Genomic DNA, 25,695 nt, shown 5'->3' with positions numbered 1-25,695 from the left:
AGAGCGCCTCGTCGATAGGTGAGGGCGAGTTTGTCGCGGCGATACGCGATGGCCCGCAGTTGCCGTCTTCTGTGGTCGATCTGGTCGGAGCCTGCGGCATCACCGCGACGATGTCCCGAGTGGAGAGGCGCGACAGAATCAGACCGTGGTGCGCATGCCGTGGCTCGTCAGCAGAATCGGCTCGCGTGCCCGGCCGGCCGGGACTCTCACTGGCGACCTTCGCCTGCCCCGAGTGCGATCAGGCTCTTACCGGACCAAGCTTTTGTCGACCCAGCCATGATCATCGAGGGCAAGCGCGAAGCGCGCGGCAGCCCCGTACGGTTCGGTGCCCGGATGCTTGGCCTGGTGATGGTCTGCCGCGCGCTTCGCGCTTGCCCTCGATGACTATGCCCGGTTCGGGGAAATGGGCGTGCGTGGTTAGGCGGCTGGGCGTTGGGTGGTGCGTCGGCGGGTGGTCGGGATCGGCGTCTGCTCGATATCGATCCACCTCGGCGGGATCAGGTGAGGCACACCCGAATGCATGGTTAGTTTCCAGGATGACTTATGCAGGTGCGAGTGATGGAAATGGCAGAGCAGCACACCGTTGTCGATGTCGGTACGACCCGGTGGATGATCGGCGGAAACCCACTCGTCTGCATGATGTGTTTCGCAGAAAGACGGTGGTCGGTCGCAGTCGGGCCACACACATCCGCCGTCTCGCGCTGCGAGTGCCCGGTTCTGGGCCGGAGTGAAGAGGCGCTCCGTTTTGCCGTGGTAGAGCACCGCACCGCGATCGTTGAATAGGGTTGCGGCGGTGGGGGAGGTGCAGCGCAGTTGCGCGATGGTGGAGGCGGGAACGGGCTCGTCGATGCCGTCGATCCAGCCGACCCCGCGCCCTGTTTCGATGTTGTCGAGAGTGATGTGCACGTTGAGGGTGGTGGTGGCGCCGTTGAGGCGAGGCATGTCCGGGGCGCCAGCGGCGCGAGCGATGAGTTCGGTAATCGTATCGGCGTTCTTCTGCACCTGCGAACGGATATCAGCGGTAGCGGTCTGCGCCACGTATTCGTCCTCGGTCAGGAACCGCGGCCCACTGGAGGGCGAACCTGCAATGCGGGGGCTTTGCATCGCCTGGATGCTCGCCAGCCACACCGCGCCCTGTTCGGGTGTGAGGGCGAACCGGCCCCGGATCATCCCGTCGCTGGCCTGGCCGATGGTGAGGGAGCGCTGCTGCTGGAGCCGGTCATCCCGAGGCTCCGCACCATCGGGATCGATCACCTCACGCAGGTGGATGGCGAGCCTGGAGGTCTGATCCGCAGTCAGGTGCTTCGTGATGGTCTCGTCGACGAGTGTCTGCTCGGCACAGGCCACCACATCAGGGGCACACCCGCGCTCTGCAAGTTCGGCGCACCGGCTGACGATGATCGACGCCGTCTCAACCGCGAGGATGCCGCTATCAAGGGCCAAACCGACGGCCGGGAACGGGGCCGGCCCTTCACCGCCACCCAGAAGCACGGCACCGCGCAAACGTCGCCCGACCTCGAGTCGCGCCTTGCTCTCCCGCGCCGACGTGCCCGTGACCGTAGAGACCAGTTTCACGGGGCTGGTGAAGTTCTGCGACCGGCTCAAGCCCTCATCACCTAGCTCGCTGCGGGACCGCACCCCGACCTCGCCGGCCACCCGAATCTGCCAGGCCGAGAGCGCCCGCCCGGCCGCCTCAATCGCGGCCATGACCTCGAGCAGATCCTCGTCACCGAGCCCCGCCATCGCGGCATCCTTCTCGCCCGCGTCACCACGGAGATCGGCGGCGATCCCTTGGAATCGAGTGGCTATCTGCATACTGAGATTCTATCAGAAAGACCTGATGAAAGCTCGAATAGTTTGCGAGGAGATGGCCCTGTGGGGTGGCTGATCTGGACGAGTTGCGGTCCCCGGCCGCTAAGGGATATGTCCTCTACTTCGGGCCGGACGGAGAGGTGCATGGAGGTTCACGCCGCGGAATCCACCAACGCTTTACGAGACACGCCTCAGGCGTTCTCCGCGAACACCGTGGACGCGATGCGGAACGCGGTGTTGGCGGCCGGGACCCCCGAGTAGATCGCCGACTGCAGGATGACCTCGCCGATCTCCTGCACCGTCAGCCCGTTGCGCCGAGCGGCGCGCAGATGCATCGCGAGCTCCTCCTCGTGGCCGTGGGCGATGAGCGAGCTGAGCACCGCGATCGAACGCGAGCGGCGGTCCAGTCCGGGGCGCGACCACACGTCACCCCAGGCCACGCGGGTGATGAAGTCCTGCCAATCGGAGGTCAGATCGGTCGTGGCCGCCGTGGCGCGATCGACGTGCGCGTCGGAGAGCACCGCGCGGCGCACGGCCATGCCCTGCTCCCAGCGCTCGGCGTCGGTGAGGCCGTCGCTCTCGGATCGGGTCATGGACGTGCTCCCTCGGTGTGGCGGGCGAAGAACTCGATCAGGGCGGCCGCGGTGGCCTCCGACTGCTCGGCAGGCGGCAGATGTGCGGCGCCCTCGGTCACGGCCGACTCCCCGTTCGGCACCCCGGTGGCGATCTCGACCGCCGACGACTCGGGTGCGACGGCGTCGTGACGCCCCCACAGTGCCAGCACCGGAACGCGATCCGGGACCTCTCCGAGCCGCTCCCGCACGTCGTAGGCGGCGAGCGCCTCGCAGCACTGGGCGTACGACTCGTCGTCGGCGTCCTGCAAGGCATGCAGCAGGCGCCCGGTGAGCTCCGGATGCGCGGCCACCGACCCCGGGGCGAACCAGCGCTCCGCCGAGGCGATGATGAGGCTGGAGGTGCTCTCCGCCCGCACCTTGAATGCCCGCTCGTGCCAGGCCTGTGGTTCACCGAGCCGGGCCGCGGAGGCGACGATCGCCGCCGCGCGCACCCGCTCGCCGTGCCGCAGCAGCAGTTCGAGGCCGGTCGCGCCGCCGAGGGAGACACCGGCCATGAAGAACGGCTCCTCGCCGGCACTCGTACCGTCCACCGCGGCGACGACCGCGTCGGCCAGCTCGGCCACGGTGAAGGCGTCGGTGGCTGCGGGAGACTCACCGTGCCCGGGCAGATCCCACGCCAGCAGGCGGTGGTGCTCGGCGAGAGCGGGTGCCGCGGCCTCCCACAGCACCGTCGAGGTGCCGAGCGACGGCCCGAGCACGAGCAGCGGCAGCCCGGCGTCTCCGCCGAGCTCCCGGATGGTCAACGTGGGAACGGTCATCGCCGCGCCTCCCCGGTGTCGTTGTGGGTGGTGGCACGATCGACGGCGGCCGCGGCGTCGCCGGAGTAGGTCGCCGGGTCCAGGAGCGCGGCGACGTCGATGTCGCCCGCCTCGGGCAGGTCGGCGAGCAGCACCGCCAGGTCGCCGCCCGCGGCCGCCGCGGCCACCAGGGCACTCATCCGTTCCGCGCCGATGAGGGGCGTGAGCACGATCGACAGCCGCTCGGCCAGGATGAGTCCGCGAGTGACCGCGAGATTCCGGGCCACCGCGTCTCGGTCGACGCGCAGGGCGGCCGTGAGCCTCGCCGCCTGAGCGCTCGCACCCAGCGCCACCCGCAGCAGTTCGCGCAACGTCGGCCACTCGGCGTGCCAGGCTCCGGACGGGCGCTCGTCGTCGGCGAGCGCGGCGCACAGGTGCAGGGTCGCCGCCAGCTGCGGGGCGCGCAGGGCGGCCGAGCGGATGAGCACGGCCGACACGGGGTTGCTCTTCTGCGGCATGGCCGACGATCCGCCGCCGGCCCCGGTCGAGACCTCGGCGATCTCGGTGCGCGAGAGGGTCACGACGTCACCGGCCAGCTTGCCCAGCGCATCCGTGGTCTGGGTGAGGGCGTCGGCGAGCTCGGTGACGGGCCAGCGGCTGGTGTGCCAGACGTCGTGCGCGTCGTCGAGCCCGAGCACCTCGGCGTACCGGGCCGGCAGCAGCGCGGCATCGGGGCCGCCGATCTCGAGGAACGAGGCCCGGGTTCCGGCGGCCCCGCCGAGCTGAACCGGCAGGGTGAGCTGCTGAAGACGGAGGCGGGAGCGCCGGATGCCGCCGAGCCAGACCACGGCACGGAGCCCGACGGTGGTGGGCACGGCGTGCTGGCCGAGGGTGCGGCCGGCCGCGACGAGGTCGCGGTACTCGGCGGCGAAGGCGGCCAGTGACGCCTCGGCGCGCGCGAGGTCGATGAGCACGGCGTCGATCGCGCGTCGCGCGACGAGCATGAGCGCGGTGTCGAGCACGTCCTGGCTGGTGGCGCCGCGATGCACCCAGCGGCGCTCCTCGGCGGGGAGCGCATTCTTGAGCAGACCCACGAGCGGGATCACGGGGTTGCCGCCGTCGACCGCCGCCACCGCGAGCCCGGCCACGTCGATCGCGAGCACCGGCATCGACGCAGACCCGTCCCCGGACCCGGACCCGGCCGTGGCCTCGGCCTCCGAGCCCCAAGCGGCGGCGATCATCCCGGCCGTCTCGGCGGGCAGGGCGCCCAGCGCCGACCAGGCCTGCACCAGGCCGAGTTCGGCACGCACCAGCGCGGCGAGCACGGCGTCGTCGGAGACGAGGGCGTCGTGCCCCACTGTCACCGGCGAGAGCAGTCCGTGGTCGAAGGCCTCAGAAGGCAAGGAACACCGTCTCTCGCTCGCCCTGCAGGCGGATGTCATGGTGCAGCTGATCGTCGGCCGCGCGCGAGGCGACGAGCGTCGCCCGCTCCCCCGCGTCGAGCGTGGCGAGGAACGGATCGGCCGCCAGAGCGGCGGCGTCATCGGGCAGGTAGATGCGGGTGTGCAGCTTGTCGGGCAGCCCGCGGGCGTAGACGATGGCGGCGAAGAACGCGGCCCGGCCCGGTGCGGCCCCGGGCGCGCGGGTGAAGAACTCGTAGCGGCCGTCGTCGTTCGTGAACGCCCGGCCGAACCCGGTGAAGGTGTGGTCGTCGCGCCGGAATGCGCCCCGGGAGCGGGGCACGACGCCATCCGGATCGGCGCCGAAGATCTCCACGAAGGCGTCGGGCACGGGCTCGCCCGCCCCGTCGAAGACCGTGCCGCCGAGCAGCACGGCACCGGGGGCATAGGGGTCGACGACCTGGTTCATCCGCTCGTAGGCCACGCCGTAGGCGAAGAACGGACCGACCGTCTGGCCGGGCGTCGGCCGCAGGGTGCGTGCGGGAACGGACATGGTCACTCGCTCTCGTTCTCGAACCACGTGGCATCCGGCCCGTCGACCACGATGTCGAAACGATACCCCGTGGCCCACTCGGGCGAGGTGAGGTCGTGGTCGTAGACGCCGATCAGGCTCTCGCGGTCCTTCGGTCGCCAGATGGTGTTGAAGATGGGGTCGAGGGCGAACAGCGGGTCGCCCGGGAAATACATCTGCGTCACCAGCCGCTGCGTGAACGAGCTGCCGAACACCGAGAAGTGGATGTGTGCGGGGCGCCAGGCGTTGACGTGGTTCTTCCACGGATACGGGCCGGGTTTGATGGTGGTGAACGCATACTCGCCGGCGTCGTTGGTGACGGCCCGCCCCGCCCCGGTGAAGTTCGGGTCGAGCGGTGCCGGATGCTGGTCGCGCTGATGGATGTACCGGCCGGCCGAGTTGGCCTGCCAGATCTCGATCAGCTGGTTGGCCAGGGGCCGGCCCCACGAATCGGTGAGACGCCCGCGCACCGTCATCCGCTCGCCCAGCGGCTCCCCCGCGTGCTGCACGGTGAGGTCGCTCTCCACCGCGGCCACGTCGCGCTGCCCGAAGGCCGGTGAAAGCAGCTCGATGGTCTCGGGATCGACCAGCTTGAGGTTCTTGGTGGGGTGCCGAAGGAGGCTCGATCGATACGGCGGGAAGTCGTGCACCGTCGCCCGGATGCTCTCCCCGGCCCATTCACGGCGGGCCAGGTCAGCGTGCCGTTCGCCGATCTCGGCGGTGATCTCGGTCTGCGAAGCCCGGTCGGGCGCGGCCAGCAGGCTCTCGGGGGCCACAGTGGTGGATGCGGTCACGGTGTCTCCTTCGACGCCTCGGAACGGGGTGCATCCATGGTGCGCCATCGGGCGGACCGGATGTGCGGGCTTCCCGATGAATGGGAACGACGGCGCCGGCATGTCATCCTGGAGCATGGCAAACTCCCCCACGGGCGACTCCGCGACCGACCGCCTGGTGCGCATCCTGGACACCTTCACCCCCACGCGCACGGTGCAGACCGCCACCGAGATCGGCCGCCGTGCCGGCCTGCCGAGCTCCACCGCGCACCGCATCGTGAACGAGCTCGTCGAGGCCGGGCTACTGGAGCGCGATGAGGAGCGCCGGGTGCGCATCGGCATGCGGCTCTGGGAGCTCTCGACCCGCTCCTCGCACGCGCTGCGCCTGCGCCAGGCCGCGATGCCGTTCATGGAGCGGGTGCAGTCGCGGGTGCGCGAGCACACCCAGCTCGCCATCCTGGAGCAGGACGAGGCACTCTTCCTCGAGCGCCTCAGCAGCCCCGACTCGGGCTCGAACATCACCCGCGTGGCCGGCCGGCTGCCCTTGCACGCCTCGAGCTCGGGCCTGGTGCTGCTCGCGTTCGGTCCGCCCGATCTGCAGGAACGGGTGCTCTCGTCACGGCTCGCGCCGTTCACCCGGGCGACCCTGAGCGATCCGGAGGCCGTTCGCCGCAAGCTCGCCGAGGTGCGGCAGCTCGGCCACGCCATCGCGCCGGGCTCCATCGAGGAGGTCTCCACCGGCATCGCCGTTCCCGTGCGCGACGAGACCGGAAGCGTGATCGCCGCCCTCTCGGTGGTGCTGCCGCGCGACGCGGAGGCCGACTTCGCGGTGGTGGAGCTGCACCGGGCGGCCGGCGACATCGCGCGGTCGCTCGGCTATCGCTTCTGACGCCGATTCCCGATCAACGGGAATCATGGACTCCGGATGCGCACCCGCCTCGCACAATGGCGACACCATCGTCGAAGGAGACGCCATGTCCACCACCATCCGCACCCGCGTCGCCATCGTCGGCGCCGGGCCCGCCGGGCTCATCCTGTCCCAGCTGCTGGCCGACGCCGGCATCGAGTCGGTGATCGTCGACTCCCGCTCGCGCGCCGAGATCGAGTCGACCATCCGCGCCGGCATCCTGGAACAGGGCACCGTCGATCTGCTGCGCGCGATCGATCCGGCCACCCGCGTCGACACCGTCGGCCACCGGCACGACGGCATCGAGCTGCGCTTCCACGGAGAAGGCCATCGCATCGACTTCCCGTCGCTCGTGGGCCGCAGCGTCTGGCTCTACCCGCAGCACGAGGTGCTGAAAGACCTGCTCGCGCTCCGGCTCGGCGCCGGTCAGGACATCCGTTTCGGGGCGACCGTGGAGAGCGTCGACGACTCGAACGCGCTGCACCCGGCGGTCGTCGCCACGGATGCGCAGGGCGAGCCCCTGCGGATCGACGCCGATTTCGTGGTGGGCGCCGACGGATCGCGGAGCGTCGTGCGCGCGACCGTCACCGGCTCGCGCTCGGGCGGGTACCTGCGGGAGTACCCGTTCGCCTGGTTCGGCATCCTGTGCGAGGCGCCGCCCAGCTCCCAGGAGCTCATCTACAGCAACTCCGACCAGGGCTTCGCGCTGATCAGCCAGCGCAGCCCCCAGGTGCAGCGGATGTACTTCCAATGCGACCCCGACGCCGACGCGGCCGCGCCGAGCGATGCGGAGATCTGGGACGCCCTGCAGGCACGGGTGCCCGGCACCACCCTCCACGAGGGCCCGATCATCCAGCGCGACGTGCTGCGCTTCCGCAGTTTCGTGGCGCACGAGCTGCGCCGCGACCGGGTGGCCCTGGTCGGCGACGCCGCGCACACGGTGCCGCCCACCGGCGCCAAGGGCATGAACCTCGCCATCGCCGACGTCGTGCTGCTCGCCGAGGCCCTGCGCGCGCTGCTCGGCGAGGGCGACGAGCGGCTCATCGACACCTACGCCGAGCGAGCCCTCGACCGCACCTGGAAGGCTCAGCACTTCTCGTGGTGGATGACGAGCCTGTTGCACACCGCCCCCGATGCCGGCGACTTCGACCGCCGGCGGCAGCTCGGTGAGCTGCGCACCGTGGTCGAGTCCGAGGCCGGCCGAACCTACCTGGCCGAGGCGTACACCGGCTGGCCTCAGCGCGTGGAGCGCATCAGCAGCATCACCAAGGCACCGACGATGGAGAGCACGCCGGCCACCACGAACAGCAGCAGGAAGTTCGGGCCCGCCTGAGCGGCGCCGATGGCCAGCAGCAGGGGCGCCAAGAACGGCATGATCGACTGCGGCAGGTTGCTGGCCAGCTGCACGATGCCCATGTAGCGGCCGGTGAAGCGCGGATCGGGGATGAGCCGGGTCGCCAGGGCGAGGTCGACGGCGAGGTAGACGCCGAGGCCCAGGCCGATCAGCACACCGGCACCGATTGCGAACTCCACCGTCGGCGCGAAGGCATAGATCACCAGCGCCGCCCCCATCAGGAGGCCTGAGAAGATCACGAATCCGCGCCGCTTGTCGGTCTTATCCGTGATCCAGCCGCCGCCGACCGATCCGACCAGCGTCGCGATGCCGGACAGGCCCGTCGCCGCGAGCAGGTAGCCGGCCACCTCGGTGGGCGCGATCCCGAAGTGCTGGATGAACAGCAGCGCCTGGAACGCGATGATCGCGGTGTAGCCCATCCAGATCAGAAAGCGGCTCACCAGGTTGACGGTGAAGTCATGGCTCTGCCGCACTGGCCAGGTGAAGCTCTTGAACACCTGGCCGAAGGAGAAGCGCTCCACGCCCTGCACGTCGTCTTTGGAGTCCTTGATGACGGCGGCGAGGATCGCGACCACCACGATGGCGAGGATGCCGGGGATCACGAAGATCAGCACGATGTTCGGCGCCAGCAGCGTCGCGATGGCCGCGCCGGCGATGGCGGCGAAGTTCGTGGCCACGCCGATCAGCGCCCCCACCCGGCCGTGCCACTTCGTGGGCACGCGGTCGGCGTAGAGCCCGCCGATGGCCGCCGCGGTCGCGTTGAAGCCGACACCGGCGAGGATCGAGCCCAGCAGCACGAGCAGCACGGTGTTCGCCGTTCCGACGACGAACAGCGCCGCGGTTCCGAGCAGCACGCCGCCGATCAGCCAGGGGCGGCGGCGGCCGAATCGCGATCGCGTGCGGTCGGACAGGTTGCCCACGATCGGGGTGGCGATGATCGAGCACAGGGCGGTCAGCCCGCCCACCAGTCCTTGGGCTCCGGCGACCTCCTCGGGCGGCACGATCGTCGTGAGCTTGATCGACAGCGCGACCACCACGGGGGTGAGGATCGAGAACAGCACGAAGAACTGCGCCAGCACCAGCGGCACCGAGAAGAGCGTGCGCGAGTCCTTGGGGAGTCCCTCGACGGCGGGGACGGCGACCGGTTCGAGGCCGGGGTCTGCGGTGGTCATGAAACTCCTTCGTTTCAGCATTTGAACCCTGATCGAGTGTTCAGTGTTCGGGTGTTTCAGGACTATAGTGCTTTTGACACGAAGCAACAAGCAGCGCGATCCTGCCGGCCCGGCCGGCGGAAGCGCCCCCATGCGAAGGAGCAGGATGACAGTGCAGGCCGACGGCACACCGGCATCGAGGGGGCCCTACCGGGCCGGGCGAGCACGCCGGCAGGAGATCCTCGAGGCCGCCACCGACGTCTTCGCCCGGGACGGCTACCGCGGCGGATCGCTGCGCGACGTCGCCAAATCGCTGGCGGTGACGCCGGGCGCGATCCTGCACCACTTCGGGTCGAAGGAGCAGCTGCTCGTCGCCGTGCTGGCCGATCGCGACGAGCACAGCCGCGATGCGGCCGCCCACCACCTCGAGTCGCACGACACCGCGGGCAGCCTCCGGGCCATCGTCGCCGACAACGAGGCGAGCCCCGGACTCATGCGGCTGTTCACCACGCTCGCCGCCGAGGCCGTCTCGCCCGAGCATCCCGCCCACGCGTTCTTCACCGAGCGGTACGACCGCCTCACCCGGTTCATCGCCGACGGGCTCGACCGCGAGCACTTCCGGGCCACCAGCGGCGCCTCCAACCAAGACCTCGCCGCCCTGGTGCTCGCCACCATGGACGGGCTCCAGCTGCAGGCGCTGATGCGGCCCGGCTTCTCGATGAGTGGGGCCTTCGACGTGATGCTGGCCTCGCACGGGATGCTGCAGAGCGACGAGGACCGGGCATGACGCCGGCGCTCGGTACGGCGCGCACCGCCGACCAGATCGTCGACGCCCTCCCGATCGACCAGCAGATCGGCCTGCTCTACCAGCCGATGATCCTGATCGGCGAGGATTTCGATCTCGACACGAGGCCTCCGTGGGGTGGGCCGTCGGCCCGCGAGCTGATCGGCGGATCGGGCATCCGCTTCTTCTGCATCGGCGGTCGGGCAGCTCCGGATGCGATCCGCGCGGCGACCACGATGATGCAGGAGTACGCCCGCTCGGTCGGCTCCCGCCTGCCGGCCGTGTTCTCGACCGATCCGCGGCACGGATTCGTGCAGAACGAGGCCGCCGCCCACGCCGCCGTCGGGCTCTCCCAGTGGCCGGAGCCGATCGGATTCGGGGCGCTCCGGGATGCGGACGCCGTGCGCGCCTTCGCCGACGTCGTGCGCACCGACTACCTCGCGATGGGAGTGCGCCTGGCGCTGCATCCGCAGGTCGACCTGGCCACCGAGCCGCGGTGGGCCCGCCAGGCGCAGAGCTTCGCGGCCGACCACGGGGTCTCCTCCGAGCTGGCGGTCGCCTACATCCGCGCGCTGCAGGGCGGTGACCGGCTGGGGCCGGACGGGATCGCCGCCACCACCAAGCACTTCCCCGGCGGCGGGCCGCAGCTCGACGGCGAAGACCCGCACTTCCCGTACGGCCGCGAGCAGGTGTACCCCGGCGGTCGTTTCGCCGAGCACCTCGCCCCGTTCCGCGCGGCGATCGACGCCGGAACGGCCGTGATCATGCCCTACTACGGCATGCCGGTGGGGCTCGAGCTGGACGGCCGCCCGGTGGAGGAGGTGGGCTTCGCGTTCAACCGGCGCCTGATCACCGGGCTCCTGCGCGAGGAGCTCGGGTTCGAGGGCGTCGTGCTCAGCGACTTCGGCCTCATCACCGATCAGGAGGTCTTCGGCAAACCCTTCCCCGCCCGGGCCTGGGGCGTCGAGCACCTCGACGAGGATCAGCGGCTCGAGCGCCTGCTGCACGCCGGGATCGATCAGCTCGGCGGCGAGAGCGACACCGCCCGCCTGCAGCGGCTGGTCGAGGCGGGTCGGGTCGATCCCGAGCGCATCTCCGCCTCGGCGCGCCGGATCGTCGCCCTGCAACACGATCTCGGGATCCTGGATGCCGGTGATGCGGAACGCGAGGAGACGCCGAGGGCGACCCGCGAGCAGATCGAGCTCGGGCGGATGACGCAGGCGCGTGCCATGACGGTGCTGGTCGACCGCGCGGTCGACGGTACCCCCCTGCTCCCGCTCGCCTCCTCGGCGCGGATGCACCTCGTCGGTTTCGGAGAGGCCTGGAGCGCGCGATCGCTCGGCCTCGACGAGGCCGAGGTCGCGATCGTGCGGATCGCCTCACCCTTCGAACACCGCGACCACTACTTCCTCGAAGCCGGGATGAACCAGGGATCGCTCGAGCTGCCCGAGTCGGTGATGGCGGAGATCCTCACCCTCTCGGCGCGGCTGCCGGTCGTTCTGGTCGTCCACCTGGCCCGGCCGGCCGTGCTCACCCCGGTCGTGCACGCGGTGACGGCCCTGGTGGGCGAGTTCGGGGCATCCGACGACGCCGTGCTCACCGCCCTGACCGGGGTGGTACGCCCCGAGGGGACCCTGCCCTTCGAACTGCCGCGCAGCATGGCGGCCGTCGTCGCGAGCCGACCAGATGTCCCCTCCGACACGCTCGACCCGCTCTTCGCCGCCGGAAGCGGCCTGCTTCTCACCATCCGACCCACCACCGATCCGGAGACGACATGACCGACGCACCCGCACCCGCACCCGCAGCCGAGTTCGCACCGGGGCCCGACACCGGCTCCATCCCGCCGTTCTTCCGACCGGAGGAGCGCGCCGTGCTCCCCGAGCGGGCCCGGTCGTTCATCGGGCTGACCTACGGGGTCGTCGAGGGGTACCGGCACCTGCTGCTGGACGTGCACGTGCCCGAGGCGGCGCCGGGCCCCGTTCCCCTGGTGGTGTGGATGCACGGCGGCGCGTGGCTCTTCGGGGTGCGCGATCTGCTCCCGCTGGAGTGGCCGGCGAACCTCATCATCCAGTCGGCGCTGGATGCGGGGATGGCCATCGCGACGATCGACTACCGGCACTCCCGTGAGGCCGCGTTCCCCGCCCAGCTGCACGACGCCAAGGCGGCGATCCGCTACCTGAGGCACTTCGCGCCGGAACTCGGGGTCGATCCGTCGCGGATCGCCGTCTGGGGCGAATCGGCCGGCGGCCACCTGGCCGCGCTCGTCGCCCTGGTCCACGAGCAGGAGCTGGAGGGCTCGGTCGGTGTCACCGGCGTCTCGAGCCGGATCAGCGCGGCGGTCTGCTTCTATCCGGTGACGGATGTCGACGCCCTGCCGCCGATGAGCGACGCCCTTCCCGTGCACGTGCGCGAGATGATCGTCGCCTCGGGCCAGCCGTTGCCGCCCGAACCGGTGGACATCCTGCTCGAACACTCCCCGTACCCGCGCGAGGAGGCCCGGCGCCTGCTCTCGCCGGTCAGTCACGTGACGGCCGAGGCGCCGCCGTTCCTGCTGGTGCACGGCGAGGCCGACCGGCTGGTTCCCATGGAGCAGAGCCGGCGCCTGAACAGCCTGCTCACGGAGGCCGGAGCCGAGGTGACCCTGGTGACCGTGCCGGGTGCCGACCACGTCTTCGCCGGCACGGATCCCCGGCCGCAGGCGGAACGGGCCGTGCGTTTTCTGCGGGAGCAGCTGGGTCTGCCCACGGAGGCACTATAAGCAGGAGCTATCAGCCGTATCCCCTAAAGCGTCTTCCCTGATGAACTGCCGCGCGACCACCATCGGGTAACAGTCCAGAAAGGGTGTTCAATGACGAACAGCGCCTCACTCACCGACGCTCCGCGCACCATGCGCGACGCGGTGGTCAACCCCCTCACCGGCCGACCCGCCACCACGATCCAGGGGGTGCTGCTGCTGATCGGCAGTTGCCTTCCTGTGCTCGGCGCGGTGCTGCTGGCGCCGATCCTGCCCACGCTCACCGGCGTCTTCGCGTCGGTGCCGGGATCCGACGCCCTCGTGCCCCTCGTGCTCACCATCCCGGCGCTGATGATCGCCCTGATCGCGCCCTTCGCGGGCGCCATCGTCGACCGGCTGGGCCGCAAGCGCCTGCTCGTCGTGGCCCTGATCGCGTACGCCCTGCTGGGCACCGCGCCCCTCTACCTCGACAGCCTCGGCGGCATCGTGATCAGCCGCGTCGGCGTGGGCATCACCGAGGCCGCGATCATGACCTGCTGCACCACCCTGCTCGCCGACTACTTCGTCGGAGCGCGGCGGAACAAGTACTTCGGGCTGCAGACGGTCGTCACCTCTCTGGCGGCGACCGCCTTCTTCGTGCTCGGTGGCGCTCTGGGAGCGAACGGATGGCGCACGCCGTTCTGGCTCTACGCCGTGAGCCTCGTGCTGGTGATCCCGGTCGCGTTCCTGATCTGGCAGCCGCGGGTGCAGAAGGCCGCCTCCGGGGTGAAGGCGAAGCTGCCCCCGATCCCGTGGCGCGCGCTGGCCCTGCCGCTCGCGGTCACGCTGTTCGGCGGCATCCTGTTCTACTCGCTGATCGTCGAGATGCCCTACGTGCTCGCCGGGCAAGGCATCACCGAGGTGGCGGTGATCGGCGCGGTGACGGCCGCGGCCTCGCTGGCGACGGCGATCGGCGCCATCCTGTTCCGCTGGATCGCGCGCTTCGGAGCCCACCGGCTGCTGCCGATCGCCCTCGGCCTCGGCGGGATCGGACTGGTGGTGATCTGGTTCGCGCCCTCGACGCCCGTCGCCGTCGTCGGGGCGATCATCACCTCGTTCGGCAACGGCATCCTGCTTCCGACCCTGGTCACCTGGGCGATCTCGGGGCTCGCGTTCGAGCAGCGCGGCCGGGGCACCGGATTGTGGACCGGCTTCCTCTTCTTCGGCCAGTTCGCCTGCCCGCTCCTCATCCTCGCCATCCAAGGCGGCGTGGGCACCCTGCCGGCCGCGCTCGGAGCGCTGGGGGTGGCCGCCCTGGTGATCGCGGTCGTGCTCGCCCTCGTGCTCTCCCGTTCGGCCGCGGCGACGCGCACCCCGGTGGTGGCCGCCCACTGAGCCGTCCGCCGCGAACACGCTTCAGCCCCCATCCCGCTCGGCGGTGATGGGGGCTGATTCGTGCGGAGGGTGCGACTCAGCGGGTGCGGGACCGGCTGCGGAGCGAGGCGTGGCCGATCGCGGGGGCGGCGAGCGGATGCCCGACCACGTTCACGATCTCACCGACGCCCTCGACCACCATCCGCACCTCGTCACCCGCCACGAGCGGCGGCGGCGTGAGACCGCCGGTCCTCCCCCAGAGCTCGGCGAGGCATCCGCCGTTGCCGACCGTGCCGGAGCCCAGCACATCGCCCGGCACGACCACGGAGTTGCGGGAGGCGTAGGCGACCAGCGCCGCGAACGGCCAGCCCATGTTCGACACCAGGTCGTGCCCGATCAGGGCACCGTTCACGAACACCTCGGCCCGCACCGCCAGGAAGCCCTCGTCGTCGACGAAACCCTCCAGCTCGTCGGCGGTCACGATCCACGGGCCCAGGGTCGTGGCGAAGTCCTTGCCCTTGCAGGGCCCCAGCCGCACCTTCATCTCACGGGACTGCAGATCGCGGGCCGACCAGTCGTTCATCACGGTGTAACCGAAGATGTGCGAACCCGCCTCGTCGACCGTGAGGCTCTCTCCCGGCCGACCGGGTACGCCCCCGATCACGGCGGCGAGCTCGAGCTCGAAGTCGAGCCGGGCCGTCTCGGGCGGCCGCACGGTCTCGCCGCTGGCCCGCACCGTGTGCGGGTTCGTGAAATAGAAGGTGGGGGCCTCGTACCACTCGGGCACCACCTCGCTGCGGCCGTCGACCGAGGCGCTGACGCCCTCGACGTGCTCCTCGAACGCCACGAAGTCGCGGATGGCGGTGGGCACCAGCGGGGCGAGCAGGGTCACTTCGTCGAGAGGCACCCCCGGCACCCGCCCCGGCGCGTGCGCCTGTGCCGTCTCGCGCTCGAGCACTCGGGCGGCGTCGAGGCCGGCGGCCAGAACCTCGGCCACCGTGGAGCCGTCGGCGAAGCCGATCACCTCATCACCGACGACGAACCCTTCACCCAGGACGTCCCGGTGCCGCCAGCGCGCGATCCTCATGAGCGCACCCCGCCTGGCAGGAGTGCCTCGGCGTTCTCACCGAGCACGGCGGCCAGCACCTCATCGGGCAGCCCGGCCGCCCGCACCGTGGCGACCGGGTCGTCGAGCCCCATGTCGAACGGGAAGTCGCTGCCGAGCAGCACCCGTGACGCCCCGGCCACCTCGATCAGCGCGCGGAGCGTGCGCTCGTCGTGCACGACGGTGTCGTACCAGAGCTTCGTGAGGTAGCTCGAGGGCTCGTGGGCGCACTGCCGCGCCTCGGGCCGCACCCGCCAGGCGTGATCGGAACGGCCGATCACGGTGGGCAGGTAGCCGCCGCCGTGCGCCGCCACCAGGCGGAGCCCCGGATGCCGGTCGAGCACCCCCGAGAAGATGAGGTGCGAGAGCGCTACCGCGTTCTCGGCCGGCTGCCCCACCGTGTTGGCCAGGTAGAACCGGTCGAGGCGCTCGTCGAGGCTGCAGCCGAAGGGATGCAGGAACACCACCGCGCCGAGCTCGGCGGCCCGGGCCCAGAACGGCTCCAGGCGGTCATCCGAGAGTTCGACGTCGCCCGCGAACGACGAGATCTCCACACCGGCGAGCCCGCGGCCGAGCACCGCGTCGTCGAGCAGCTCCACCAAGCGGGCCGGATGCTGCAGCGGCACCAGGCCGAGGCCGGTGAGCCGGCCGGATGCCTGGGCCACGTGCTCGGCGATCAGCCGGTTCGCCTCGGCGGCGATCCACACCGCCAGCCCCTCGTTCGCCCAGGGGTAGAAGTGGCTCGGCGAGGCACTCACCCATTGGCGCTGCACACCCTGGGCGTCCATGGCGGCGAGCCGCGCGCCGAGGTCGGTGAGCTTCGCGAAGCGTTCCCCGATCATCCGGCCCGACGCCTCCAGGCTCGGCAGGCCGTTGCGGCGGCGCTCGAGCGCGGCGGCCTCGGCCGCACCGGCCGGGTCGCGACTCTCCACGGCGGCATGCAGCTGAGGAAGCAGCAGGTGCGCGTGCACGTCGGTGATCATGCGGGTTCCGCCATCCGGTGCGCGATCCCGAACAGCAGGCCCGGGGCGTCGGCCTCACGATCGGCCTCGATCTGCCATCTCCCGAGCTGCACGGAGGCCTCGACCACCGCGGTCGCCCGCGGGATGCGGCGGGAGTGGAAGGCGTTCCACAGGTCGTCGTCGAGCTCGTCGGCGGCGAGCAGCAGTTCACTCAGCACGAGGGCGTCTTCGAGGGCCTGCGCGGCGCCCTGCGCGATGGTGGGCGGGCAGCTGTGGGCGGCGTCGCCGATCACGACCACGCGCCCGCGATTCCAGGGCGCCGGCACCACGTGCGAGGTGAACCAGGTGTAGTTCACCCGGGAGCCGGCCTCGAGATCGGCGCGGATCGATTCCCACGGACCCCCGTAGGCGAGCGACTGCTGCCGCATGATCTCGACGGCCTCGGCCTCGGAGACGCCGGAGCGGTCTTGCGCCTTCTCCACCAGGAACGCGTACATCGTGTCGTCGCCCGTGGGCGTGTAGCCGGCGATGTAGGAGGGGCCGCCGTAGTAGAGCTCGGTGTGCTCCACCTCGGCGGGCCGCGACACGAAGGTGCGCCAGATGCCCATGCCGGTGGGCTCGGGCCCGGTCGGGATGCCGACCAGCGAGCGCACCAGCGAGTGCACGCCGTCGGCGCCGATGAGCAGGTCGAAGGTGCCCGCGGGCGCATCCGCGATCTCGAGCTCGACGCCCGTGGCCGTCTGCGAGAGGTTCGTGACGGGGGCGCCGAAGTGCACGCGCACCCCGAGCTCCAGGGCACGGCGCAGCAGCACCCGGGCGAGGTCGGGACGGTACATCCCCATCCCCGCGGGGTAGTCGGGTCCGCCGGTCTTCACTTCGGGCAGTTCGGCGACAACCGGGGCGTCGGGGCCGGGCGCTCGGAGCGACAACCCCTCGAAGGGGTGGCCGAGCTCGCGCGCCTCGTTCCACACCCCCAGCCGGTCGAGCACGCGCAGGGCGTTGCCCTGCAGCGTGATGCCGGAGCCGTGTTCGTTCAGCCCGCCCCTCAGCTCGAAGACGTCGACCTCGACGCCTCCTTGGGCGAGCAGGATGGCGGCGGCCATGCCGGAGGCGCCGCTGCCCGCGATCGCCACCGTTCGTACGGCGGTCACTTGGTGTCCTCGGTCATTGTCAGAACCTCTCTGTTCCGGGGTGGTGCGGTCATGCGGTGAGCGTGCCGGCGTCGTCAGAGCACGGCGACGGGATTGATCGGCGAGCCGACCGCGCCCGTGATGGGCAGCGGTGGGGCCGCGAGCAGGAAGTCGTAGCGGGCTCGATCGCGGCACAGCCGGGCGAGCTCGTCGAGGTCCCACATCTCGCCGATGGTGAGGCCGATGTTCGGGATGGCCACCTGGTGCAGGGGCTGGAAGGCCACGTCGAACTCGTTCGGCCGCACCTCGAACCCCCAGGTGTCGGTGGCGATCGCCGCAAGGTCGCTGCAGTGCAGCCAGCCGGCCGTCGTGAACGACAGGCCGGGGCTGTCGCCGCCGGCGTAGTCGCCCCAGCCCTCGCGGCGCGCCCGGGCGAGCCGGCCGGTGCGCACCAGCACGATGTCGCCCGCGCCCACCCGGCTGCTCGCGCCCTGAGCGGCGATGCACCCCTCGAGATCGGCCACGGTGATGGCGTAGCCGTCGGCGAGCTCGCCCGACTCCGGCTCGAGGAAGCGGCCGAGATCCAGCAGCACGCCGCGCGACACGATGGCCGAGGCCGCGTGCTCGATGCCGGTCACCAGGTCACCGTCGCTGGTCACCACGTCGCCGGCGGCGCGGCCGTTCCAGGCCCGGCCGTGGTCGAAGATGTGGCCGAGCCCGTCCCACTGCGTGGAGCACTGCAGGGGCATCGCCACGATGTCGTCGGCTCCCCCGATGCCGTGCGGGAACCCCTGGTTGCCGCGCTCGGCATCCGTTCCCGTGTCGAGCATGGTGTGCACCGGATTGGTGCGCCGGCGCCAGCCCTTCTGCGGGCCGTTCATGTCGAAGCTCTGCGCCAGCGACACCGAGAGGCCCTCGCGCACGAGCGCGGCGGCCTCGATCCGCTTCGCGCCGTCGATCAGGTTGAGGGTGCCGAGCGCGTCGTCCGCGCCCCAGCGCCCCCAGTTGCGGAAGGCCTCGGCGGCCCGGGCGATCTCCGACTCGGGGTCGGAGCGATCGAGTTCGGCGGGGTTCTCGGTGGGCCGCGTCACCGGGCTGCCTCCTCGACACAGCGCACCGTCTGGCTGCCGAGCCCCTCGATCGAGCCGACCATCTCGTCGCCCGCGCGCAGGAGCCGTCCCCAGTGCGCCCCGTTGCCGGCGGGGCTGCCCGTGAGCAGCAGGTCGCCGGGCAGCAGCGGCATGGTCTGCGACGCTCCCGACACCAGGGCCGGGATGTCGAACAGCAGGTCGCTGGTGGAGGCATCCTGCATCGTCTGGCCGTTCAGGTCGAGACGGATGCCGAGGGCTGCGGGGTCGACGAACGGCGCGGGCACCAGGAACGGCCCGGTGGGCAGAAAGCCCGGGGCGTTCTTGCCGCGGTACCAGTCGGTGCCGATCTCTTTCATGTCCTTGCGGAACACGAGGTCGCGGGTGGTGATGTCGTTGACGATCGTGTAGCCGGCGACGTGATCCATCGCCTCCTCGCGCGAGACGCGGAAGGCGCGGGCCCCGATCACCACCGCGAGCTCGAGCTCCCAGTCGTGCTTCTCGCTGTAGGCCGGCAGGGCGAGCGCCTCGTCGGGGCCGACGACGCAGGCCGGAAGGCCGATGAAGAAATACGGCTCGCCGTTCTCCCGCCGGTCGTCCATCATCCGGCCGGCCCAGGCGCGGGCCTCCTCGGGCGATCGCGGGTCGTCGGCCGCGAGACCGGAGACCACGAGATCGATCACGTGCGTGCGGTAGTTCGCGCCGGTCTGCAGCACCTGGCGCGGAGCGACCGGAGCGCTCAGGGTCACGTCCGCCAGCTCCGACCACTCCCGATCGTCGCCCGCGCGGGCGATCGCCGCGAGGCGATCCCAGTCCGGCGCTTCGAGGAACCCGTTCAGGCCGTCGCCGCCGAGCTCGTCGTCGTTCAGCAGGGTGACCCGGTCGCCGGCGACCAGCCCGACGCGCGGCTCGGCCGCATCCGGAACCGTCACCCGCACGAGCGAGAAGGCGGCGTCGGGCAGTTCACCGAAGGCCATCAGCCGCGACCCTGCGTGGCGTAGGGGTTGAGGAGCGCCTCCTTGATCTCGTCGGGCACCCCTTCCTCGGTGGCGCTCGGGCCGTCGGCCGGCGGGAACGACTCGGTCATCGACATCGGCATGGCGCCGTTGCGGTACAGGTTGTTCGAGCCGAGCGAGGGCTTCCAGGTGTTGGGCGTCCAGTCGGGCACGTAGTTGCGGTAGCCGCCGGTGTTCAGCTCGATCCGGAGCGAGGAGGGCTCGCGGTAGTAGAGGAAGTTCTGCTCACCGATGCCGTGGATCGACGGGCCGTACTCGATCGGCGTGCCGTTCTCCATCAGCACGTCGGCGGCGATCAGCAGCTCCTCGCGGGTGTCGACCCAGAACGCGTAATGGTTCACACGGCCGGCGCGGCTCGAGCCGTCGAGCACCACACCGAGGTCGTGCGACTTCTCGTTGGTGGTGAGCACCGAGAACACCGAGATCGGCGCTTCGTCGAGCACGGTGCGGGCCATGATGCGGAAGCCGAGCACGTCGTTGTACCAGGCGGCGAAGGCGTCGACATCGCTCGTGGCGACGGTCACGTGGTCGAGCTGGCGCGGGGCGCCGGCGACCGTGGAGCGCTTCTCGGGGCGGTCGGGGAAGATCGAGGTGACGTGCCCGGCGGCCTGGTGGCGCTCGACGTCCCAGTGCAGCGTCATGCTGTGGCCCCACGGACCGGTGAAACGGAAGGCGCGGCCGATCGAGACGCCTTCGAACCATTCACCCTCCACACCGGCGGCCTCGAGTCGCTTCGCGGCCTCCTCGAGCGCCTCGGGGCTCGAGGTGCGCCAGGCCATGGTGGCGAGCGAGGGCTCGTCGCCCGGCAGCACGACCACGCTGTAGCGGTAGTAGTCGCCCCAGCAGCGCAGATACACGGCGCCGTCCTGGCGGTCGACCACGGTCAGTCCGACCTGGTTCACGTAGAACTCGACCGACGCTTCGACGTCGGGCGAGGTGATCGCCACGTACGAGAGGTGGGAGAGGAGCTTGATCATCGTTGACCCTTTCTGCGGGCCTCCGTCGGCCCTTCCCCCACTATCGATGCCGGGGTGGGTATCAGGGAATCGCAGTCTGACTATGGTCGTCATCAGTTTCGTTTATGCAAGAATGACGACGAAGACCCCGACCGAAGGATCACACCGCCGTGACCGATGAACGTCTGCTGTCCCGTCTCGACCTCAATCTGCTGGTGTCGCTGGATGCGCTCCTCACCGAGCGGAGCGTCACCCGGGCGGCCGAGCGCCTGCGGCTCAGCCAGCCCGCCCTCAGCGCCTCCTTGGCGCGCCTGCGTTCGCATTTCGACGATCCGCTGCTCGCCCGCCAGGGCAACAACTACGAGCTCACCCCGCTGGCCATCCGGCTCACGGAGCTGACGACCATCGCCCTCGAGGCCTCCCGCCGCGTGTTCGAGAGCCAGACCAGCTGGAGCCCGGCCGGCTCCACCCGCGAGTTCACGGTGTTCGGCTCGGACTACGGATTCGCCACGATCGCGAAGGCGGTCTCCGACCTGGCGGCGAACATCGCTCCCGGGGTTCGCTTCCGGTTCGTGCTGCACAACCCGCTCATCGTCGAGGATGCCGCGAACCGTCTGCGGGCGGCCGACGGCCTGATCATCCCGCACGGGTTCATCGTCGACCTGCCCTACGACGACCTGTGGCACGACCAGTGGGTGGCGGTCGTCGCCGACGACAACGACGAGGTGGGCGAGACGCTGACCATGCAGAACATGGCGGAGCTGCCCTGGGTCACCACCTACCAGTCCCGCTCCGCCTTCACCTCGGCCGTCCGGCAGGTGCAGCAGCTCGGCATCGAGCCCCACACCGAAGCGGTGGTCGAGAGCTTCCTCGCGCTGCCGCACTTCGTGGTCGGCACCCGGCGCATCGGGCTCATCCAGACGGGACTGGCACCGCTGGTGGCTGCCCTGCCGGGCGTGCGCACCGTCGGGCTGCCCTTCGACGCGACACCCATCCTGAACGCGCTCTGGTGGCATCCGGTGCACAATCGCGATCCCGAGCACGTGTGGATGCGCGAGATCTTCCGGCAGGCCGCCGCCTCGCTCGAGCAGCCGTGACGCGAGGGCTCACGCGCACGGTCGCGTTCCTGCTCCATCGCCGGTCAGGCCGGAACGGCTGACCGGGCCACGGCGGCAGCACTCAGCGCGGCGTCGTAGACCACGCGGGTCAGCGGCCAGGATGCCGGATGCGGGCCACCGCACACCCACGCGAGCACGGCATCCATCACGGCCCCGAAACCGAGATCGGCGCCGGGTGCCTCGGCGTCGAGCACCACCTCGTGATGGCCCACGGCCGTGCGCACCGACACGGTGTAACGATCGGGAGCGGGCGCGCCCGAGACGTCGACGGCCACCCGCACACCGTTCTCCGTCACGGCGGTCGCGCGACCTCCGCCCTCCGAGAGGGAACCGCGCGGATCGGGCCACAGGCTCGCCGAGGTGATCGATACCGGGTCGTCGCCGAGCACCGCGGCGACGAGTTCCCAGGCGTGCACGCCCACATTCACCAGGGTGCCTCCGGCCCCGGACGGCGAATCCTGCCAGGCCCGCTCCGGAGTGAGGAACGCGGCGATGTCATGTCGCGCGGTGGCCGATACCGACTGCACGACCGCCCCCGACAGGCGCACCCGCTCGGCGAGCTCGCGGACCGCCGGCGCGAACCGAAGCACCGAGGCCGTGGCCATCCGCTCGGGGCGCCACTCGGCTTCGAGGGCGCGGAATGCGCGCTCCCCCGCTGCGATCGTCTTGTTGAGGAAGAGGAAGGATGCGGCCGGCACCGCCCGCACCAGCTGCGGAACGCGCGGCGTGCGCACCGTGCCGATCACCAGCTCGTGCTCACGGTCGAAGAGCGCCTCGAGCCGGGTGGCCACGGGCACTCCGAGTTCGGCGGCGAGCGCGTCGCGGCGCTGCGGATCATCGACGTCCCACACACCTACGAGGTCGACTCCGCGCGCCGCGAGCTCTCGCGCGTCACTCACGGCGTGATGGTGCGCCGCTCCGGCGAGTACGGCCCGCATCGCACGCCCACCGGCGCTCACGCCATGGTCTCCAGGTCGCGCTCGTGCACCTCGTGGGCGAGCGGTCGACCGGCGCGGAACGCCGCCACCTCCGATGCCACCAGTGCACCCTGGCGCCGGCGGCCCTCGACCGTCCCGGCCGCCTGGTGAGGCACCAGGAGAACGTTCGGGAGGCTCCGCAGCGGATGCCCGACCGGCAGGGGCTCCTCGTCGAACACGTCCAGCGCGGCGTCGATCCGCCCGCTCGCGAGCTCGGCCACCAGTGCGCCCTCGTCGACCAGCCACGAGCGCGCGGTGTTGACCAGCCCCGCGCCGTCAGGCAGCAGGGCGAGCTCGCGTGCTCCGATCATCCGGAGCGTCCCCGGCAGGCTCGGGGCGTGCAGGGCCAGGATGCGCGAGCCGGCGAGCAGGTCATCCAGCGGTACGAGCGTCGCACCGAGCGCAGCGGCCTCCGCGGCATCGATGGTCGGATCGCTCAGCAGCACCCGCGCACCGAGCGCCCGCACCATCGCGATGTAGGCGCGGCCGGTGCGCGAGGCGCCGACCACGCCCACGACCGAGCCGGCGAGCTCGTGCCGCGGCGACTGTGTCTCGGCGTCGGCCCACTCCGCTCCCGCGTGCAGGGCGTGATCGAAGCGCGGCAGCCGGTGCAGCAGCGCCAGGGTGAAGGCGAGAGACACCTCGGCGACCGGCGGCGCCATGGCCGCGCCGGCCTGGGTGATCCGCACGCCGCGGGCGAACAGCTCGGGGGTGGCGAACGGCTTCACGCTGGCGCCGATGTGCGCCACCAGACGCAGGTGCGGCAAACGGTCGAGCAGGGGTGCCGTCAACAACGGCATCCCCCAGCTCGTGATCAGCACGGCCACGCCCTCGGGCGCCCGCCGCAGACCCTCCTCGAGCGTCTCGGCGAACAGCACGCTCCCCGCACCGTGCAGCAGAGCCTCCGACTCGGCGTCGAACAGCGCTTCCCGAAGTGCCGGGGCCACGATCGCCAGCACCGCGGGCCCGCCGACGCTGCCGCCGCCCGGCCCGCCGCCGCTGCCGCGGGGCCCACCCACGCTCACCGCAGCCACTCGTCCCGATGCTCCGCGACGAAGGCGTCGTCGCTCAGCTCCGGATACGCGGCCCTCACCCGCGCGATCTCGGCCGACTGCCCGGGCGAGAGCGTCTCCTCGGGATCGAGGCACCAGACGCCCTCGAGCAGCCCCTGCTGACGCAGCATCTCGTGAACGCCGGCGATCACGCCCGCGAACCCGTGGGCGGGGTCGAACACCGCAGCGTTCAGGTCCGTGACGTCCGTGGCCATGTCGAGCAGTCTGCCGCGGGCAGCATGGTCACCGCCACGGGCTCGCATCGCCAGCCCGTGCACCTCGACGGCCGCACGGGTGCCTACGGCCCACTGCCCGAGCAGCCCGCCCACGATGTGCCGGGTCACCGGGCCCGCCGGCGAGTCGACGTGGAACGCGCTCAGCAGATCGGCCACGATCGCATCGTCGTTGCCGGTGTACAACGCCACCTCCGCTCCTCGGTCGGCCGAGGCCACACCGCGCACCAGCTCGAGCGTGCGGTACCGGTCGAACGGCGCCGCCTTCACCGCCACGACCCCGGGGATCTCCGCGAAGCGCTGCCAGAAATCCCGCGACAGGATCGGCCCGCCGATTGCCTCCTGCAGATAGAAGCCCACCACCGGCAGCACCTCGGCCACCGCCCGCGACCGCTCGATCAGCGTGACCTCGTCCGCACCCGCCACGCGCGGGCTCAGCAGCACCGCGTCGTAGCCGAGCCCGGCCGCCGTCTCCGCCTCGGCCACCGCCTGGGCGAGCGGCCCGGTGGCCCCGGCGATCTTCAGCATCGGCCGCCCGGCCTCGCGGTCGATCACCTCGGCTGCCAGCGCCAGCACGGGCTCGAACAGGCCGTGGCGCGGCTCGCGGATCTCGAACTGGGTCGTGTGCACCGCCACCGCCACTCCCCCGGCACCGGCCGCGGCGTAGTACCGCGTGAGTGCCCGTTGACGGCGTTCGTCGAGCCGGCGTTCGGCCGTGAGAGCGAGCGGATGCGCCGGGATGACGGTTCCCGCCGCGAGCAGGGCGGCGAGCTCGGGCTGCATCAGAACCGCCCGTCGCGCACGGCCCACTTGGTGGGCTTGCCGAGCAGGGGAAGACCATCGCGCAGCCACGCCGCCTGCCACTCCACGAGGGTGCCGGCCGGCACCGTCGGATAGCCGAACAACGAGAAGCACAGCCCGGCGTCGTTCAGCAAGGCCGTGGAGCCCGCCTCATCCGAGAACGCGACCTCCCGGTCGAAGAGCTCGCCGAAGCGCTCGGCCACACGGGTGACGGTGAGCGTCTCGGGCCCGGTGAGGTTGAGGGTGAACACCGAGTCGCTGGCGTGGCCCAGCGAACGCAGCACCACCTCGTTGGCGTAGCCCTGCCACACCACGTTGAGCGCGCCGGTCGCCCGCGAGACGGGCTCGCCGGCCAGCACGGTCTGGCCGATGTCGGCGAGCACGCCGTAGCGCAGGTCGGTGGCGTAGTTCAGCCGAACCACGCTCACCGGAGTGCCGCGCGTGACGGCGCCGAACTCGAACACGCGCTCCCGGCCGAGGCAGCTCATCGCGTATTCGCCGACCGGAGCCACGGCATCGGTCTCGACCGAGCCGCCCGCGGCCGCCGAGACGAACGGATACACGTTGCCGGTCGAGAGCACGGCGATGCGGCTGCTGCGATACCGGCGGGCGACCCGGTCGGGCAGGGCCGCGTTCACCTCCCAGGCCCAGGACGAGTTGGTGGCGGCGCCGAACTTGGCGCCGACCATGAACACCACCGAGGCGGCGTCCGGAAGCACGTCGAGCGACTCGTCGCCCAGCAGGTCGAAGGCGACGGTGCGCACGCCGGCCGCATCCAGGGAGTCCCGCGAGGCCGGGTCGGAGAAGCGCGACACCGCGTAGACGGCATCCGTCACCCGGCCGGCCTCGTCGAGAGCCCGCCGGGCCAGCACGGCCAGGCTCGGACCCATCTTGCCGCCCGCGCCGAGGATGGCGAGGTCGCCCGAGCCGCGGGAGAGCTCATCGACGAGAGCCGCGCCGGGAGCGGTGAGCGCATCCTCGAGCTGGAGGGTGGAGGAGAACATGGAGATCCTTTCCGCCGGCCGCGGCCGACGACGTGGGTGGGG

General features: G+C 71.2%; 24 protein-coding genes. 7 read left to right on the top strand and 17 right to left on the bottom strand.

The annotated features are described in order from the left end of the window. Nucleotides 1-417: 417 nt before the first annotated feature. The 6 genes from Q0D75_RS02190 to pcaH form a co-directional block, all read right to left on the bottom strand. Nucleotides 418-1,815, bottom strand: coding sequence for an HNH endonuclease signature motif containing protein (locus Q0D75_RS02190; RefSeq protein ID WP_291048862.1), 1,398 nt, complete (start codon nt 1,813-1,815; stop codon nt 418-420). 188 nt (nt 1,816-2,003) lie between these two features. Then, nucleotides 2,004-2,405 carry a 4-carboxymuconolactone decarboxylase gene (gene pcaC / locus Q0D75_RS02185; protein ID WP_291048860.1) on the bottom strand — a complete coding sequence of 134 codons (402 nt, stop codon included), beginning with the start codon at nt 2,403-2,405 and terminating at the stop codon, nt 2,004-2,006. Then, nucleotides 2,402-3,205 carry an alpha/beta fold hydrolase gene (locus tag Q0D75_RS02180; RefSeq protein WP_291048858.1) on the bottom strand — a complete coding sequence of 268 codons (804 nt, stop codon included), beginning with the start codon at nt 3,203-3,205 and terminating at the stop codon, nt 2,402-2,404. The genes pcaC and Q0D75_RS02180 overlap by 4 nt, the downstream gene beginning before the upstream one ends. After that, nucleotides 3,202-4,587: a lyase family protein gene (locus Q0D75_RS02175; protein ID WP_291048855.1), complete on the bottom strand. Its 1,386-nt coding sequence runs from the start codon at nt 4,585-4,587 to the stop codon at nt 3,202-3,204. Before Q0D75_RS02175 ends, Q0D75_RS02180 begins: the two co-directional genes overlap by 4 nt. Beyond that, complete coding sequence (pcaG, locus tag Q0D75_RS02170; protein ID WP_291048852.1) at nt 4,577-5,137, bottom strand: protocatechuate 3,4-dioxygenase subunit alpha; 561 nt, start codon at nt 5,135-5,137, stop codon at nt 4,577-4,579. The genes Q0D75_RS02175 and pcaG overlap by 11 nt, the downstream gene beginning before the upstream one ends. 2 nt (nt 5,138-5,139) lie before the next feature. Then, a complete protein-coding gene (pcaH, locus tag Q0D75_RS02165; RefSeq protein WP_291048849.1) occupies nt 5,140-5,949 on the bottom strand; it encodes a protocatechuate 3,4-dioxygenase subunit beta in 810 nt (269 codons plus the stop codon). A 115-nt stretch (nt 5,950-6,064) separates the two neighbouring features. Here pcaH and Q0D75_RS02160 point away from each other — a divergent pair, with 115 nt between their 5' ends. Next, a complete protein-coding gene (locus Q0D75_RS02160) occupies nt 6,065-6,817 on the top strand; it encodes an IclR family transcriptional regulator (protein ID WP_291048847.1) in 753 nt (250 codons plus the stop codon). 85 nt (nt 6,818-6,902) lie between these two features. Next, entirely contained in the window at nt 6,903-8,168 is a 1,266-nt protein-coding gene (locus tag Q0D75_RS02155; RefSeq protein ID WP_291048845.1) for a 4-hydroxybenzoate 3-monooxygenase, read from the top strand. Here Q0D75_RS02155 and Q0D75_RS02150 read toward each other — a convergent pair. Continuing rightward, nucleotides 8,072-9,361, bottom strand: coding sequence for an MFS transporter (locus tag Q0D75_RS02150; RefSeq protein ID WP_291048842.1), 1,290 nt, complete (start codon nt 9,359-9,361; stop codon nt 8,072-8,074). The genes Q0D75_RS02155 and Q0D75_RS02150 overlap by 97 nt on opposite strands. 145 nt (nt 9,362-9,506) lie before the next feature. Between Q0D75_RS02150 and Q0D75_RS02145 the strand changes: the two genes are divergently transcribed. The 4 genes from Q0D75_RS02145 (at nt 9,507) to Q0D75_RS02130 (ending at nt 14,232) form a co-directional block, all read left to right on the top strand. Beyond that, entirely contained in the window at nt 9,507-10,127 is a 621-nt protein-coding gene (locus tag Q0D75_RS02145; protein ID WP_291048839.1) for a TetR/AcrR family transcriptional regulator, read from the top strand. Then, a complete protein-coding gene (locus tag Q0D75_RS02140; RefSeq protein WP_291048836.1) occupies nt 10,124-11,902 on the top strand; it encodes a glycoside hydrolase family 3 N-terminal domain-containing protein in 1,779 nt (592 codons plus the stop codon). The genes Q0D75_RS02145 and Q0D75_RS02140 overlap by 4 nt, the downstream gene beginning before the upstream one ends. Next, on the top strand, nt 11,899-12,882 hold the full coding sequence (locus Q0D75_RS02135; protein WP_291048834.1) for an alpha/beta hydrolase: 984 nt from the start codon (nt 11,899-11,901) through the stop codon (nt 12,880-12,882). Before Q0D75_RS02140 ends, Q0D75_RS02135 begins: the two co-directional genes overlap by 4 nt. A 90-nt stretch (nt 12,883-12,972) precedes the next feature. Next, on the top strand, nt 12,973-14,232 hold the full coding sequence (locus tag Q0D75_RS02130; protein ID WP_291048832.1) for an MFS transporter: 1,260 nt from the start codon (nt 12,973-12,975) through the stop codon (nt 14,230-14,232). 76 nt (nt 14,233-14,308) lie between these two features. Here the strand turns inward: Q0D75_RS02130 and Q0D75_RS02125 are convergent, their stop codons facing one another. The 6 genes from Q0D75_RS02125 to Q0D75_RS02100 form a co-directional block, all read right to left on the bottom strand. Next, on the bottom strand, nt 14,309-15,298 hold the full coding sequence (locus Q0D75_RS02125; RefSeq protein ID WP_291048830.1) for a fumarylacetoacetate hydrolase family protein: 990 nt from the start codon (nt 15,296-15,298) through the stop codon (nt 14,309-14,311). Next, entirely contained in the window at nt 15,295-16,299 is a 1,005-nt protein-coding gene (locus tag Q0D75_RS02120; protein WP_291048828.1) for an amidohydrolase family protein, read from the bottom strand. Before Q0D75_RS02120 ends, Q0D75_RS02125 begins: the two co-directional genes overlap by 4 nt. Continuing rightward, nucleotides 16,296-17,429 (bottom strand): FAD-dependent monooxygenase, encoded by a 1,134-nt coding sequence (locus Q0D75_RS02115; protein ID WP_291048826.1) that lies wholly within the window; start codon nt 17,427-17,429, stop codon nt 16,296-16,298. The genes Q0D75_RS02120 and Q0D75_RS02115 overlap by 4 nt, the downstream gene beginning before the upstream one ends. Nucleotides 17,430-17,503: 74 nt before the next feature. Beyond that, a complete protein-coding gene (locus tag Q0D75_RS02110; RefSeq protein WP_291048824.1) occupies nt 17,504-18,499 on the bottom strand; it encodes a cyclase family protein in 996 nt (331 codons plus the stop codon). After that, a complete protein-coding gene (locus Q0D75_RS02105; RefSeq protein ID WP_291048821.1) occupies nt 18,496-19,473 on the bottom strand; it encodes a fumarylacetoacetate hydrolase family protein in 978 nt (325 codons plus the stop codon). The genes Q0D75_RS02110 and Q0D75_RS02105 overlap by 4 nt, the downstream gene beginning before the upstream one ends. Beyond that, nucleotides 19,473-20,489 (bottom strand): VOC family protein, encoded by a 1,017-nt coding sequence (locus Q0D75_RS02100; protein ID WP_291048819.1) that lies wholly within the window; start codon nt 20,487-20,489, stop codon nt 19,473-19,475. Before Q0D75_RS02100 ends, Q0D75_RS02105 begins: the two co-directional genes overlap by 1 nt. Before the next feature lie 149 nt (nt 20,490-20,638). Between Q0D75_RS02100 and Q0D75_RS02095 the strand changes: the two genes are divergently transcribed. Beyond that, nucleotides 20,639-21,565: a LysR family transcriptional regulator gene (locus Q0D75_RS02095; RefSeq protein WP_291048816.1), complete on the top strand. Its 927-nt coding sequence runs from the start codon at nt 20,639-20,641 to the stop codon at nt 21,563-21,565. A gap of 44 nt (nt 21,566-21,609) precedes the next feature. Here the strand turns inward: Q0D75_RS02095 and Q0D75_RS02090 are convergent, their stop codons facing one another. The 4 genes from Q0D75_RS02090 to Q0D75_RS02075 are packed head-to-tail and all read right to left on the bottom strand — an operon-like array spanning nt 21,610 to nt 25,653. Beyond that, nucleotides 21,610-22,485 carry a hypothetical protein gene (locus tag Q0D75_RS02090; protein WP_291048814.1) on the bottom strand — a complete coding sequence of 292 codons (876 nt, stop codon included), beginning with the start codon at nt 22,483-22,485 and terminating at the stop codon, nt 21,610-21,612. A gap of 56 nt (nt 22,486-22,541) precedes the next feature. Beyond that, nucleotides 22,542-23,597 carry a hydroxyacid dehydrogenase gene (locus Q0D75_RS02085; protein WP_291048812.1) on the bottom strand — a complete coding sequence of 352 codons (1,056 nt, stop codon included), beginning with the start codon at nt 23,595-23,597 and terminating at the stop codon, nt 22,542-22,544. Then, nucleotides 23,585-24,631 carry a dihydrodipicolinate synthase family protein gene (locus Q0D75_RS02080; RefSeq protein ID WP_291048811.1) on the bottom strand — a complete coding sequence of 349 codons (1,047 nt, stop codon included), beginning with the start codon at nt 24,629-24,631 and terminating at the stop codon, nt 23,585-23,587. Before Q0D75_RS02080 ends, Q0D75_RS02085 begins: the two co-directional genes overlap by 13 nt. Further along, a complete protein-coding gene (locus Q0D75_RS02075; RefSeq protein WP_291048808.1) occupies nt 24,631-25,653 on the bottom strand; it encodes an epimerase in 1,023 nt (340 codons plus the stop codon). The genes Q0D75_RS02080 and Q0D75_RS02075 overlap by 1 nt, the downstream gene beginning before the upstream one ends. Nucleotides 25,654-25,695 lie beyond the last annotated feature (42 nt).

Origin of the sequence: Herbiconiux sp. (assembly GCF_023264855.1) — a bacterium.
Classification (GTDB): Bacteria; Actinomycetota; Actinomycetes; order Actinomycetales; family Microbacteriaceae; genus Herbiconiux.
This window is presented reverse-complemented; position numbering and strand designations above follow the sequence as displayed.

Bases quoted from the DNA above. Each gene is read 5' to 3' on its own strand.
- Q0D75_RS02190 (WP_291048862.1), bottom strand. From the start codon at position 1,815: ATGCAGATAGCCACTCGATTCCAAGGGATCGCCGCCGATCTCCGTGGT.
- Q0D75_RS02100 (WP_291048819.1), bottom strand. From the start codon at position 20,489: ATGATCAAGCTCCTCTCCCACCTCTCGTACGTGGCGATCACCTCGCCC.
- Q0D75_RS02155 (WP_291048845.1), top strand. From the start codon at position 6,903: ATGTCCACCACCATCCGCACCCGCGTCGCCATCGTCGGCGCCGGGCCC.
- Q0D75_RS02080 (WP_291048811.1), bottom strand. From the start codon at position 24,631: ATGCAGCCCGAGCTCGCCGCCCTGCTCGCGGCGGGAACCGTCATCCCG.
- pcaC (WP_291048860.1), bottom strand. From the start codon at position 2,405: ATGACCCGATCCGAGAGCGACGGCCTCACCGACGCCGAGCGCTGGGAG.
- Q0D75_RS02105 (WP_291048821.1), bottom strand. From the start codon at position 19,473: ATGGCCTTCGGTGAACTGCCCGACGCCGCCTTCTCGCTCGTGCGGGTG.
- Q0D75_RS02145 (WP_291048839.1), top strand. From the start codon at position 9,507: ATGACAGTGCAGGCCGACGGCACACCGGCATCGAGGGGGCCCTACCGG.
- Q0D75_RS02150 (WP_291048842.1), bottom strand. From the start codon at position 9,361: ATGACCACCGCAGACCCCGGCCTCGAACCGGTCGCCGTCCCCGCCGTC.
- Q0D75_RS02180 (WP_291048858.1), bottom strand. From the start codon at position 3,205: ATGACCGTTCCCACGTTGACCATCCGGGAGCTCGGCGGAGACGCCGGG.
- Q0D75_RS02075 (WP_291048808.1), bottom strand. From the start codon at position 25,653: ATGTTCTCCTCCACCCTCCAGCTCGAGGATGCGCTCACCGCTCCCGGC.
- Q0D75_RS02160 (WP_291048847.1), top strand. From the start codon at position 6,065: ATGGCAAACTCCCCCACGGGCGACTCCGCGACCGACCGCCTGGTGCGC.
- Q0D75_RS02140 (WP_291048836.1), top strand. From the start codon at position 10,124: ATGACGCCGGCGCTCGGTACGGCGCGCACCGCCGACCAGATCGTCGAC.
- pcaG (WP_291048852.1), bottom strand. From the start codon at position 5,137: ATGTCCGTTCCCGCACGCACCCTGCGGCCGACGCCCGGCCAGACGGTC.
- Q0D75_RS02135 (WP_291048834.1), top strand. From the start codon at position 11,899: ATGACCGACGCACCCGCACCCGCACCCGCAGCCGAGTTCGCACCGGGG.
- Q0D75_RS02120 (WP_291048828.1), bottom strand. From the start codon at position 16,299: ATGATCACCGACGTGCACGCGCACCTGCTGCTTCCTCAGCTGCATGCC.
- Q0D75_RS02125 (WP_291048830.1), bottom strand. From the start codon at position 15,298: ATGAGGATCGCGCGCTGGCGGCACCGGGACGTCCTGGGTGAAGGGTTC.
- Q0D75_RS02130 (WP_291048832.1), top strand. From the start codon at position 12,973: ATGACGAACAGCGCCTCACTCACCGACGCTCCGCGCACCATGCGCGAC.